This window comes from Vibrio aerogenes (genome assembly GCF_024346755.1).
GTDB classification, from domain to species: domain Bacteria; phylum Pseudomonadota; class Gammaproteobacteria; order Enterobacterales; family Vibrionaceae; genus Vibrio; species Vibrio aerogenes.
On record NZ_AP024862.1, the window covers coordinates 514,144 to 527,540 of the forward strand.

General features: G+C 46.9%; 12 protein-coding genes. 8 read left to right on the forward strand and 4 right to left on the reverse strand.

The window, feature by feature from the left end; translation table 11 throughout:
- Positions 1 to 24: 24 nt before the first annotated feature.
- Together OCV29_RS19930 and OCV29_RS19935 are read right to left on the reverse strand one after the other, a co-directional pair.
- The gene (locus OCV29_RS19930; protein WP_084193197.1) at positions 25 to 1,167 is read right to left on the reverse strand and encodes a YibE/F family protein; all 1,143 of its coding nucleotides are present in this window, start codon (positions 1,165 to 1,167) and stop codon (positions 25 to 27) included.
- Between the two features lie 348 nt (positions 1,168 to 1,515).
- Positions 1,516 to 3,714, reverse strand: a complete 2,199-nt coding sequence (locus tag OCV29_RS19935) for a bifunctional metallophosphatase/5'-nucleotidase (RefSeq protein WP_073602151.1) — start codon at positions 3,712 to 3,714, stop codon at positions 1,516 to 1,518.
- 238 nt (positions 3,715 to 3,952) lie between these two features.
- On the opposite strand from OCV29_RS19935, the gene OCV29_RS19940 reads away from it, so the two are divergent.
- The 3 genes from OCV29_RS19940 (at position 3,953) to OCV29_RS19950 (ending at position 5,532) form a co-directional block, all read left to right on the forward strand.
- Positions 3,953 to 4,411: a GNAT family N-acetyltransferase gene (locus OCV29_RS19940; RefSeq protein WP_073602152.1), complete on the forward strand. Its 459-nt coding sequence runs from the start codon at positions 3,953 to 3,955 to the stop codon at positions 4,409 to 4,411.
- 244 nt (positions 4,412 to 4,655) lie between these two features.
- Positions 4,656 to 4,892: a hypothetical protein gene (locus OCV29_RS19945; RefSeq protein ID WP_073602153.1), complete on the forward strand. Its 237-nt coding sequence runs from the start codon at positions 4,656 to 4,658 to the stop codon at positions 4,890 to 4,892.
- A 256-nt stretch (positions 4,893 to 5,148) separates the two neighbouring features.
- Positions 5,149 to 5,532, forward strand: coding sequence for a hypothetical protein (locus OCV29_RS19950; protein ID WP_073602154.1), 384 nt, complete (start codon positions 5,149 to 5,151; stop codon positions 5,530 to 5,532).
- Positions 5,533 to 5,779: 247 nt separating this feature from the next.
- Here the strand turns inward: OCV29_RS19950 and OCV29_RS19955 are convergent, their stop codons facing one another.
- Positions 5,780 to 7,468, reverse strand: coding sequence for a SulP family inorganic anion transporter (locus OCV29_RS19955; protein ID WP_073602155.1), 1,689 nt, complete (start codon positions 7,466 to 7,468; stop codon positions 5,780 to 5,782).
- Between the two features lie 382 nt (positions 7,469 to 7,850).
- On the opposite strand from OCV29_RS19955, the gene OCV29_RS19960 reads away from it, so the two are divergent.
- The 5 genes from OCV29_RS19960 (at position 7,851) to OCV29_RS19980 (ending at position 13,257) form a co-directional block, all read left to right on the forward strand.
- Positions 7,851 to 8,297 (forward strand): hypothetical protein, encoded by a 447-nt coding sequence (locus OCV29_RS19960; RefSeq protein WP_073602156.1) that lies wholly within the window; start codon positions 7,851 to 7,853, stop codon positions 8,295 to 8,297.
- 535 nt (positions 8,298 to 8,832) lie between these two features.
- Positions 8,833 to 11,148 (forward strand): FdhF/YdeP family oxidoreductase, encoded by a 2,316-nt coding sequence (locus tag OCV29_RS19965; RefSeq protein ID WP_073602157.1) that lies wholly within the window; start codon positions 8,833 to 8,835, stop codon positions 11,146 to 11,148.
- Between the two features lie 110 nt (positions 11,149 to 11,258).
- Positions 11,259 to 11,705: a DUF3237 domain-containing protein gene (locus OCV29_RS19970; RefSeq protein WP_073602158.1), complete on the forward strand. Its 447-nt coding sequence runs from the start codon at positions 11,259 to 11,261 to the stop codon at positions 11,703 to 11,705.
- Between the two features lie 170 nt (positions 11,706 to 11,875).
- On the forward strand, positions 11,876 to 12,841 hold the full coding sequence (gene dmeF, locus OCV29_RS19975) for a CDF family Co(II)/Ni(II) efflux transporter DmeF (protein WP_073602253.1): 966 nt from the start codon (positions 11,876 to 11,878) through the stop codon (positions 12,839 to 12,841).
- Positions 12,841 to 13,257 carry a MarR family winged helix-turn-helix transcriptional regulator gene (locus tag OCV29_RS19980; protein ID WP_073602159.1) on the forward strand — a complete coding sequence of 139 codons (417 nt, stop codon included), beginning with the start codon at positions 12,841 to 12,843 and terminating at the stop codon, positions 13,255 to 13,257. The genes dmeF and OCV29_RS19980 overlap by 1 nt, the downstream gene beginning before the upstream one ends.
- Here the strand turns inward: OCV29_RS19980 and OCV29_RS19985 are convergent.
- Positions 13,254 to 13,397 (reverse strand): RNA 2'-phosphotransferase, encoded by a 144-nt coding sequence (locus tag OCV29_RS19985; RefSeq protein WP_217653279.1) that lies wholly within the window; start codon positions 13,395 to 13,397, stop codon positions 13,254 to 13,256. The genes OCV29_RS19980 and OCV29_RS19985 overlap by 4 nt on opposite strands.

Here is a 13,397-nt window from a genome sequence, read left to right on the forward strand (position 1 = left end):
TCTCTCAACAGCTTAGCTCTTCTCTCAACAACTTTCTTCTGCCCGGACTTTGACCGGAAAGAATACCGAGCAAGCCCATGCGGTCAGGGGAATGGTCAAAACAATCCCGATACTGCCGGCCAGTGCATGGACAACGGCCATGGTGACTAATGGTGTATTGAGAAACTGAATCACCGGCATGTCAAATCCCCATACCATCATCATTGTGGTCAGTGAACTTCCGGCAATCGCGAGAATCAGCGTATTGGTCATCGTGCCCATGATGTCGCGTCCGATATTCATACTGGCTTTGCGCAGTTGTGCCGGCGTCAGATTTGGATCGGCCTGACTCAGTTCGTGGTAAGAAGAGGAGATCGAGATCGCGACATCCATCACGGCTCCCAGTGCCGAAATCATAATGGCTGTAAACATTAACCAGCGGATCTGAATCGGGTGAGCTGTGGTGAGATAAACTATGTCTTCACCTTTATCGAGATAAATACCGGACAGATGTGCCATCTCGCCGAAAACCTGAGAAAATGCACCGGCGGCAATCACGCCGAGCAGGGTGCCAATCATGGCACAAACGCTTTTATGGTTATAGCCGCAGACAAGAATATAATTAACGACAATTTTGATACCCATCAGGATAATGGTCAGCAACATGGGGTTCCATCCGGCGAAAATCGCCGGGATCAAAACCCCAACAACCAGTGCCGCGGTGAAGTAGAGAGAAATGACAGAATTGAGTCCTTCTTTTTTACCAAAACTCAGCAGCAATAACAGAAAGACGGCCAGCATGGTGTAAATGGCCGGAGAGCGTTTATGGTTAAATGCCCAATAATAAGATTGCCCGTTTTTCTTTACCCGGACCATCATAATAAAGTGATCGCCTTCCTGAACGTAGACATTGTGCTGTCGGCTGAGCGGGTTCGAAATACGGACTTCTTTGCCTTTTTCTGCGCCTTCCAGTATTTCTGCCAAAAAGATTTGCCGGCCCGTCATCATTGAAGGGACATGTGGATCGGGAGCGACTTCCTGAGATTCCATCCGGGTGACTTTGGCTTCGACGAAATGCTGGATTAAAGGCGACTTTGGCCGGGCGCTTTCGCTCAGGCCGGGGGAAAAACAGAAAATTGCGGTGGAAATCAGTGCAATCATCATCGGAAAACTGTATTTCTTTATCATAACGGCTGCTTCAAATATGTAGAATTTATCCACTGGGGTTGATCGCGTCATCTGGCGATAAAAAATAAACCACGGCACATCACCAGGATGTGCCGTGCAAGATTATTGTTATACCAATCTGTAAAATAAACTGATCATCTGGATGTGTCTGGTGGAGCAAACACACAAGGGCATGGATGCCCTTGTTGAAGCGCCCATGGAGGGCTTGAGCGGTTTGCGGAACCCGATATATCCAGATCAGAAAATGACTTAGAATGGTATTATTCCGGTCAGGGATGAAAAAGCCAGCAGGGCTTGATTATCCGAAAAATCTTCATGATCCGAAAAATCTTAATTACCTGAAAAACCTTAATCATTCGGGTTCGTGTTACAGGCTTCTGCTGTGCCCGTGCCGGATGACACGTAATCTGCATTCGCAAAGTAACTCTCCGTATTATCAGGATTCAGTGACACCGCAATGCCTGGGTATTTCGCGTTATCCCAGTCAATCTGAACACAGACTTGTTTATTTTGCAGTTTTTCCCACAGTGCCTGCCCGGCGCCGCCATCGGTGCGGGCTGCTTCAATCGCCGCATCCTGAACAAAGGACCAGTTCATATTGTCATCAAAACTATCGACATTGATTCCCTTATTCGTTTGCACATAGTCAGTCAGCATGTCACGTATCGCATAGACGGCATCATTCGTGGATTCATAATACACATCATCACTGGTGGCCCAGCCGTAAGTTTGCAGCTGTGTACCAAAGCGATAATTGTTGACTGCCACTTTGTAAGTTGCAGTTTCATCGAATGCTTTACCGGCAATTTCAGAAATCTGAATGCGGGAGCCCGGATTAGTCACGGTGTAAGACCCATCGCTGTTCTTGGTCTGGCTGTAAGCATCTCCGGTTAAATCGACCGTATACTGAATGGTGCCGTCGAACTGATCATAGTTATAAGATTTCGCACCTTTGCGGAAAGAAACGGTGAGATCACCCTCGGTATATGGGTTAAAGTAGCTGTATGACCATTCCATGAATTTTTTCAGGTTTGCACCTGTCATATTGATGCCCATCAGCGTGTTGTCGTATTTATACAGCTCAGATGATTTAGCTTTGGTATACGTTTCACCGTTGATCAGGTTGCTGTGGTCAGAGAACAGAGATGCAGCGGATACATCAGCCCCGGTTTTATCAAGCTGAACCTGATTAATGAAATCCATCAGTGGTGTGTCATGAACCTTTGCATAATGAATGGTCGAGTAGAGACGACCCGCATCTGAGTCATATGTCTCGCCGGTTGCTTCGTCTTCATGACCTGTCGCAGATGGCGTGAAGTTGCCGGTGACTGTCCCCAGTTCTGCACTGGCGTCTGCCAGCGATTGTTGATGTACCCAGCTGTACTCATCAGATAAAGCTTGCTGATCCGCAACAGATTCATGGTCAGACTCTGAATAGGTATGCAGGTTCGCCAGGGTTGTGTCGACCATTTCCCATTGGCCACTGCTGTTTTTTTGCAACTGAATTGTCGCGGTTGCCAGCGCCCAGCCCCATTTGCCTGGTTCAATGATTTTTACATGGGTTGACCGGGCTGTTTCATCGTAAGTGCCTGAGACTGACTTATCTTCAGTGCCATGATCACTACCGCTGGTGGCAATATCTTCCCCGCTGTAGCTGCTGTTATAAGCATCCTTTTGTATTTCTTCGATGTACTCAGCATGTTCGTGTCCGGCAAAGATGACATCAAACTTATCGGCCAGTGCCGAAGCAATCGGATAGACCCCGGTTCCATAATCATTCCGGCCTAAATGGAATGCCCCGATCACCACATCCGGGCTGTAATTTGCGATGGCGTCGTCGACTGCTGCCGTGACGGATGCCAGTTCATCTTCAAAAGACAGTTCTGCGAAATGCTCAGGTGCAGAGGCTTCCCAGTTCGGCACGTAGGATGGTGTGACAGCAACAACAGCAACCGTGACACCTTTGATATTAAAGATCTGATAAGGCTTGAGATAATTAATATCCGTGTTTTCCCATTTGATATTACTGGAAATGACTGCGCCGCCGAAGTTCTCCAGATTACGGTCAACAAATGAGCGATCAAAGTTAAATTCGTGGTTACCCGGAACCCAGACGTTAAAATCAAGTGAGTTGAGTGCGCTGACCATCGGGTGAGTTGGCAGGTCGTTGAATAACGAAGCCGAGTTGCCCTGCACGGTATCACCGATATCAATCAAAAGCGCATCAGCATCATTGGCCCGGACCTGATTGACGATCGTCCCAATCCGGGTTAAGCCTGCGTCTGCATCATCAGAGAGCAGCGCATAATCATAGCCAAACAGCCGACCGTGTAAATCAGACGTTGCCCCAATGGTCAGGGTCACCGAATTATCGGTTGTTGCCGTGCCGATGTGAACCACATCTGCCGTATTTGTGAGTGTTCTTCCGCTTGTTACACTGGATGTGTAAAGACTATCTGAGACGTTATTACCTGATGAGTCATCATCACATCCTGCCAGTGCTGCAATCATTGCCAGTGCCAAAACACTTCTTTTGTGAATTATCATTTTTGTCATCCATTTGATAAAAAGCTAATTATTTTTATAAACAATCTTTCCCATGAAAAGGGTATGGTCATTATGGTGACAAAATTTGAAGCAGTGATTACATAAATGAGAACGTTAAATGTATATTTTTATTAGTAATGGACGGTTTTATAACCATTTTTTTATATCCCCTGCAAGCTGAGGTCGTTTGGGTATATAATCGGTTGTTCAGGGAATATAAAAAGAAGAGGATATTTTTTTGCATTATCGTGAAGCCTGCCTGAATGACCTGCCAGTATTACTCGCTTTGGAACAATATATTATTGAGACCGAACGTCCGCTTGACCCTTTGCTTAAATCTGAAGGAGCCCGTTATTACGATCTGGAAGCACTGATCACTCATACCGACTCAGTTGTTATGGTTGCTGAAGAAAATGATGAAATTATTGCAACAGGTTATGCAAAAATCTGCCAGTCCGAGCCGTGGTACGCGCATGATTATCATACCTATCTTGGATTTATGTATGTCGCAGAGCAATACCGGGGGCAGGGACTGAATCAGGATATGATGACTATTTTGAAAGACTGGAGCCAAAACAAAGGCATTCACCATCTGTATCTGGAAGTTTATACGGATAAAGCGCATGCCATCCGGGCCTACGAAAAAGCTGGCTTTACCCCGCATGTACTGGAAATGCGGCTAAATCTGGATGACTAATCCTGAGTTGTCCGTATTCCTCTGCCAAATATGCAACATAACTTTACCCCATCAAATGCACAATCTTGCGGCCACAGGCCTTGGTATCTGTGGTGAGTTGTGCTAATTAGTTAAATATCAGAAAGCAATTTATTACCTTTTGTGACAACTTTTTGCTTTGTGCGGCGATAGATACCTGTGAGTTGAGTCAGTACAGCAGGACAACATTTTATCGTCTGATTGTGTTTAATAAAAAGGTAAGCCCATGTCTGTTACAACGACTGAAAATAAATTCTGCAAAAAATGTGGTGAAGAAACAACGCATATTGTTGTACTGGTCAGAAATCAAAGCCCATATGAAGGCGATGCAAACCGCAACAGGAAAGAGTTTCTTTCCGGTTTTCTTAAAGGCAGCGTCGCGGGTGCTTTTTGCGCATCCATGGATGAATTTTCCCGGCATGTGATTTGTGAAAAGTGCGGTGAAAAAACGATAGAAGCGTAAATATGAGTGACACATCGAACAGGGGAGAATGAATTCTCCCCTGTTTTTTTATGATTGAACGCGCATTGATACCAGAATGACCCCGAAAGTTGCTCGTTTTTTGTTCATAATAAAACGGCCGGACAGCAATCGATTTGCTGTTGTGCCCGGCTGAGAAACAGTTCTTATCAGTAAGAAATGGTTTTTATCAGTAAGAAATAGTTCGCATCAGTAAGAAATAATGCTTATCAACAGATACATATAAGGCAGGTCTATCATGGTAACCGTAAAAATCAGATGTCGGGAGAATGATCGTTATATCCGCTGTGATTCTGATCATCAATGGTGTTATGCCAATGCATCCCGGTCAGATGCGCTTCGGTTTGAGAAAATTGAAATCGCTCATGATCTGGTGATTCTGAAAGTCGCTGGTGAACAGACCTTTCTGAATTACCGCCCGGCGACCGGTGCCGTTAAGATTTTTAGAGAAGAAGCCGTATGGAAATTAAACCGGCATGGCGGTGGGTCATATTCATTGAGAAGCCTGCCAACCGAAGAATATATGGGAATATGGAACGACGGTGTGAATGAACTCTACGTCAGAGATATGATGATGCCGGAATGCCGGACATGTCAGTTTATCTTAGAGCCGGTCTGCTGATTTCTGTGGCCGGTTCGTCTGCGTGACAGCAATACCTCGTGACAACAATACCGTGTGACAATAATACCGCGTGACAACCATATCAACCGCCTGATAAGTGATACCAAACTGATACTGCGCGACGATCAGGTTTTTTGTACGATGAGCAGGCTAAACGGGATCATGCAGGAGCGAGATCCGGAATTTTCATACGAAAACCGGGCCTTTACCGGCCCGGTTCACTTTTTCAGGTCGCTGCGTATGGTTTTCAGGTCGCCGGGTATGGTTGAGTGGTTATGTCATGATCTGCATTTGAATACTGATTCAGCGCATACTGAAGTGCCGGATTAAATTCCCGGAAGTAGTGTTCCTGACCAATTAAGCTGATGATACCAGCCCGGCGCAGTTTATAGTCCACCCGGGCATTGGCTCCGGAAATGATAATTGTGACGCCTTTTTGCCGGAAACTCTGAATCATATCTTCCAGCGCCTGCAGTCCGGTAATGTCCATAAAGGGAACCCATTTTAACCGGATAATCAGCAGCGTCGGTAAATCCTGAATGCTGCTCATCACCTTGTCAAAGGAATCTGCGGCGGCAAAGAAAAATGGCCCTTCCAGTGCGTAAACCGCAATTTCTTTAGGTAGCTGATTCTGCCCGTATTCCCGGAGCGGATCGCTTAAATCGTCAGTGGTGCTGGCTTTCACTTCCACACTGGATGCCATGCGTTTTACAAAGTGAATCACGGAAATAATCACCCCGATATTAACTGCCACAACCAGATCTGTGAATACTGTCAGGGTGAATGTCACCAGTAAGATACAAACATCAGCCAGCGGTGCCCGCTTGATGAGTTTGATAAAGTGTTTGACCTCGCTCATGTTCCAGGCAACCACGAACAAGATGGCGCTCAGGGTCGCCAGCGGAATATGTGTCGCCAGCGGTGCGAGCAGTAACAGAATGGCGATGAGCGTCAGTGCGTGAACAATCCCGGATAACGGACTGTTCCCCCCATTGCGGATATTGGTTGCTGTCCGGGCAATTGCACCGGTGGCTGCGATTCCGCCAAACATGGGAGAGATCAGATTGGCGAGTCCCTGACCCATCAGTTCCTGATTCGAGTTGTGCCGGGTGCCTGCCATTCCATCGGCGACGACCGCAGAGAGCAAGGATTCAATTGCGCCCAGCATGGCGATTGCGAACGCTGGCCCAATCAGTTCAATCATGGCTGAAAAACTGAGATGAGGCAGTGCAAAACCCGGTAATCCGTCCGGAATACCACCAAACGCGGTCCCGATAGTCCGCACTTCATTCAGTCCGGCAAAGTAATGCAGCGATGTTGCTGCAACTAAAGCCATCAAAGGACCGGGAATTCTGCTGACTTTGGGAATCTTCGGCAGGAAAATGACAATCGCTAAAGAGAATAATGCCAGACCGGTGGTTTGCCAGTTGAGTTGCGGGAATACATGCAACAGAGCAATTAATTTTTGATGAAAATGTTCACCGCTGACTGAGGGCAGGCCAAAGAATTCACGCCATTGTCCAACCCAGATAATGACGCCAATGCCGCTGGTAAATCCGATGATCACCGGCGCCGGGATAAACCGGATGACGCTGCCCAGCTTCAACAGACCAAATAAAAACAGAATCACGCCTGCCATCATGGTAGCGATTTGTAACCCCAGAATGCCGTGCTGATGCACAATACCTGAGAGTAAGACGATAAAGGCCCCGGTCGGACCGGCGATTTGGATTCGGGAGCCACCAAAAAGGGAAACAATGATACCGGCAGTAATCGCGGTATAAAGCCCCTGTTCAGGTTTCACTCCGGAGGCTATAGCAAAAGCCATGGCAAGTGGTAAAGCGACCACGCCCACAATGATTCCAGCGCTGATATTTTTTAGCCAGTGGGAAGGATGAAGGAGTCCCGCTTTGTACGATTCGTAAAATGCAAACATATGATTACAACCACACAAAGAGAAAAGAGGAGGTGATCTTACATCGATTCTATGCATTGTAAAGTGATTCATCATATTTAACTTATTGATTTTATTTATTTATAATATATTTTATATATTAAAATGAATAAGTGTTGAGTTGCATTTTTTTAAGTTTTTATTGTGAAAACAGCAAAGCCTTCATACGCTATATAAGCAGGAATAATAAAAAAAGCAGGAAAGATAAAACTGAATAACAGCATTGTCGCCCCTTTCTGCAAACCGGACCTGATCAGTGGCCGGTTAATCTTTACTTCCTGACATCACATATTTCTGCCCTCCGGATGAAAGTGCACGCACAGCCTGATAGATTATCGTCCTGAACTCAAAAGGAAAATCAGTGATGTCAACAATGAATCAATGTGCGCAACCTTCTCAGGTTTCAACGGCAGTCAGGCTGCTCTATTTTACGATATTACTTGGCGTTATCAGGCTCATTCTCGAACCGGAATGGCTGCATGGTCAAATGCCTCTCGGCGCAGTCCTGACGATTCAGGCATTTTCAATTGCGATTGTCGGCATGATTGTTTATATGATTAGCCGGGGGAAACACTGGGCAAGAATTGTGTTCCTGATCCTGTTTATTCCTGGGTTGCCGCTTGCCATTATGCCTTTGATTCACTCGTTATCGGCAAACCCTTTTTCCGGCATACTGGGTGTTTTGCAGACGGTCGGTCAGATTGCGGCGGCTGCTTTATTGTTTCACCGGGAATCTTCCGCGTGGTTTCAGGCAATGAAAACGGGTGTTCAGACTGCGGATCATCCGCCAAAGACAGAAAGTCCGGGATAATCTTCCGGAAAATTGACAATAAATGACCAAAGCATACGATTTCAAAATGCTCATGGGGCCGGAAGTATCCGGCCTCTTTTGGCGTTTCTGTTCTTATTTTAGTCCTTATTCCATATATGAGAAATATGATTTCATAATGCTGTTGTTCTTATTTCTGGCCGGTAAAAGTAATAAAAATGTCGATATCCACTTATAAATGCGCCTAACTTCATAAAATTAACATCAATTACTTATTGTTTTGTATAGAGTGGTTTCATTGACGTTAATCAATGTCTTGTGTAATTTGACCTTATATTCACGAGGGATAACTGTCTTATTCCGGTTCGAATCTGGTTTTTTCTGTACTTTGACTGGATGGCACCAGATGTGTATACCGGACCAACGGGTTGCTCAGACCCGGATCACGATAAAGCTTCATAAAATTTGTCCGGTGACTCATCTGACATTGTCTGTAAGTTTTCCTGCGGTTCTTTGCGGACAGACTCAATTTATCCCCCGTTGATTTTCAGTCTTATCATATGGGAGAGAACAAACGATGAGTTATAAACAGTATTCCGGTTCCGCCGGTGGCTGGGGCGCCTTAAAAGCAACCACTCAGCATTTGTTTAAAAGCCAGAATGTGGCAAAAAATATCAGTAACCTGCTCAGAACGAACCAGAATGATGGCTTTGACTGTCCCGGTTGCGCATGGGGTGAAAAGCATGTATCCGGCCGTTTTCGTTTCTGTGAAAACGGGGCGAAAGCCGTGAACTGGGAAGCGACTTCCCGCCTGGTTGAGCGTGACTTTTTTGCTGAGTACACCGTCAGCTGGCTGAATAAGCAAAGCGATTATTTCCTCGAATATCAGGGACGTCTGGCAGAGCCGGTTTGTTACAATCCGCAAACTGATCATTATGAGCCGATTCACTGGGATGATGCATTTTCACTGATTGCTAAACACCTGAATGCGCTGTCTGATCCGAATCAGGCTGAGTTTTATACCTCCGGACGTGCCAGCAATGAAGCCGCGTTTGTTTATCAGTTGCTGGCCCGGCGTTTTGGTACCAATAATTTCCCGGATTGTTCTAACATGTGTCATGAGGCGACCAGCCACGCTTTGTCTCATACGATCGGTATCGGTAAAGGGACAGTCACGATTGATGATTTTGAAGAAGCAGATGCGATATTTCTGTTCGGTCAGAACCCAGGCACCAATCACCCGCGAATGCTGGAAACACTCAGTTCGGCTTATCGCCGCGGCGCGCGGGTGGTTGCGTTTAATAACCTGAAAGAGCGGGGGCTGGAGCGTTTCACCAATCCTCAGCGTCCGCTTGAAATGCTCAGTAATGGTTCCACGCCCACAACCAGTGATTACTTTATGCCGAAACTGGGCGGTGATATGGCCGCGGTTCGCGGTATGGTTAAGATACTTTTGGCACGCCATCAGGAAGCGATGAATCACGGGGGCGCCATTTTTGACCTTGAATTTATTTCTGAACACACACAGGGACTGGAAGCGTATTTAAGCCTGGTGGAAGCGACGCCATGGTCTGACATTCTCGACCAATCCGGTTTAACGCAGGATGAAATTACCCGCGCTGCCGATATTTATCAGCATGCAGACCGGCGGATCGTCACCTGGGCGATGGGGGTGACGCAGCACAAACACTCCGTTGCGACGATTCAGGAACTGGTGAATTTACAACTGCTGTTTGGTCAGGTTGGCAAGCCGGGGGCAGGGTTGTGTCCGGTGCGTGGGCATTCCAACGTGCAGGGTGACCGTACTGTTGGTATTAATGAAAAACCACCCCAGGCTTTGCTGGATAATATTGAACGGGTTTTCGGCTTTCAGCCCTCAGCTTCTCACGGGCACAATGTGAATCAGGCACTTCAGGCGATGCGGCGGGGAGAAAGTAAAGTCTTTATCGGACTGGGCGGCAATCTGGTTGCTGCAGCTCCGGATACGCCAGAAGTCGCGGCGGCTATGGCACAGTGTGAACTGACAGTACACATTGCGACCAAACTGAACCGGACGCATGTGAATCCCGGTAAAGCATCGTTGATTCTGCCTTGCTTTGGCCGGACTGACATTGACACACAAGCAACCGGTGAGCAACAGGTGACGGTGGAAGATTCTTTCTCGATGGTACATGCCTCTTCCGGGCAAATCACTCCGGGAAGTGAGCAGATGCGTTCTGAAGTGGCGATTCTGACCGGTATTGCCAAAGCGACACTGGGAGAAGATAACCCGGTTCACTGGCAGTCACTGGCAGATGATTACTCTGAAATCCGCCGGTTGATTGAAAAAACAATTCCGGGGTTTGAGCAGTTTGGAGAGCGGATCAAAGCGTCCGGTGGCTTTTATCTGGGAAACAGTGCCAGAGCACTGAACTGGCAGACGCCGTCCGGGAAAGCGCAAATCAAAGCCAATGCCTTGCCACAGAGTCTGTTTCCGTTCGATGCACAGGCCTGTACATCAGCCGGGCAAAACCTGTTTGTGTTACAGACCATGCGCTCGCATGACCAGTACAACACGACGGTGTACGGCTACGATGATCGCTACCGGGGAATTTTCGGTGAACGGGAAGTGGTGTTCATGAATGAGAAGGATATCGCCGCGATGGGGCTGTCTGTGGGGGACAAAGTGGATATCGAATCGCTCTGGCCGGATCAGACTGAGCGCAGGATCACCGGATTTAAAGTGATTCCGTACACGATTCCCCAGGGCAATATTGCCGCTTATTTTCCGGAAGCCAATGTATTGATTCCACTGGAAAGTAAAGGTGATGGCAGTGATACACCGACGTCAAAATCGGTTGCTGTGACTGTGACAGCTTCGCAACTGCAGGAATCCCTGCTGAAAATCGTATAAATACCTTTTTATCAGCATGCAAACAACCTGAATCTGTTTTCTTCAGGTTGTTTGGTTGTGTTTGTTGCATATAATGTCTGTCCTTTTATTTTTCCCTTTCAGAAGTCAGTATGATGAAAAAAGTATTTGAAATCAGTGTTCAGGTCGGTCAACCGGTTTTAGTCGGGCAGGATGAAGTGTCCGGGCGAAGGCAGTTGATTCCGATTCTTTCTGGTCAGTTATCCGGAGAAAACATCAACGGCACGGTCTTACCCGGTGGCGTTGACAGTCAGGTCATTCGCCCGGATGGTGTCTGTGAATTATCGGCCCGGTACGCCATCCGGCTGGATGACGGCGAAGGGCTGTATATTGAAAATAACGGTATTCGTACCGTGCCTGATGCCTATGTTGATCAGGTGAAAAACGGCGCATTTATCGATCCCGAATTGTATTATTTCAGAACCACGCCCGCTTTCGAGGTCTATAGTGAGCGATATCGCTGGCTGACCCGGCACGTCTTCTCCTGTCAGGCAAAGCGCTTTCCCGATCGGGTTGTCCTTGAATTTTTTCAGCTATAAACACGCTCTAACCTCCTTTTCACACGGGTGACAGATTGAGACAGCCATCGCCTGTGTGATTTTATATCCGGTATACCCATATATGGATAAATGTATTGTATTGACATTGTTTGATGATCAAACTAAATTAAACTCAAATAATTTGATAATCAAACTAAGTGAGCGATATTTTGCAATATACAACGGAACACAGCCATGATTTTACGGCACATAATCATCAGGGAGAGACCCGCACTTTTTATGTGTTGCTGCTGACACTCATCACCATGGTGGTAGAAATTACATCGGGCACGGTATTTGGCTCTATGGCTCTGCTGGCTGATGGCTGGCATATGGGAACACACGCTGCTGCGTTTTCGATTACTCTGTTTGCTTACCGTTATGCAAACAAGCATGCACAGAGTGACCGGTTTTCCTTTGGGACCGGCAAAGTCAGTGTGCTGGGCGGCTATACCAGTGCGATAGCCCTTGGCATTGTTGCCCTGATGATGTTGATTGAATCGGTGAACCGGCTGTTTCATCCTCAAACTATTCAGTTCAATGAGGCGATTATGGTGGCCGTGATCGGATTAGTTGTGAATGTTGTCAGTATGTTGCTGCTGCAAGACCACCACCACCATCATCATGGACATGACCATAGTCATGCACACCAAGCGCACTCTCATGATCATCCTCATCATGACCATGACCATGACCATGACCACGGCGAGCACCATCACCATGATCATAACCTGCGGGCTGCTTACATGCATGTGCTGGCTGATGCCTTCACTTCAGTCTTAGCCATTGCTGCATTATGTCTGGGAAAATATTATGGCTGGTACTGGTCCGACGCGCTGATGGGTGTTGTGGGTGCGGTTGTCATTAGTAAATGGACTCTGGGTTTGCTGAAACAAACCAGCCCGATTCTGCTCGATGAAAGTATTGACGCGGGATACAGACAGGCCATTACGGAAACACTGGCACCGTTTGCTACCGTGAAAGATATGCATATCTGGAAAATCAGCGGCCACCATTACTCGGCAGCGATCACCATTGAATCCGGCGATGATAAATCTGTGGCTGAATATAAACAAATGCTGGGCAAATTTGATAGAATTCACCACCTCACGCTTGAATTACATAATGTAACATGATGAATGATTTGAAAAAACTGAACCGGATGCTGACTGAGTTTTACGACAAAATGTCTTCCTGGGAACAATCTGTTGTGAAAGAAACCGGCTATTCTCTGGCACAAATCCATACCATCGAAGTGCTGGGTACCTGCGGCGCTTTGAGAATGAAAGAGCTGGCTCAGAAACTCGGGATTACCACGGGGACGCTGACGGTTCAGATTGAAAAACTGGTTCAGGCTGATTTAATTATCCGTTGCCCGCATCCCGATGATCGCCGGGCAATCGTTGTGACCTTAACTGAGGCAGGGCAGGATATTTTTCATCAGCATAATCAGCTGCATCTGGATTTAGTCCGGGATCTGACGAGAAATATTGAGCCGGAACATGAGCAGGTGCTGCTGAGCTGCTTTGAAAAAATGAATCAGGAATTTTAAGCGTCGGCCAGAATAAATTCCGGCAAAACCTGATCCGTTAACCACACCCCGTTCGCAGAGCGGTAAAACCGGCAACCCTGCTGGTGCATTAAACCGGCCTGAATGGTCAGAATGACGGGTTTGCCATATCTTTGTCCCAC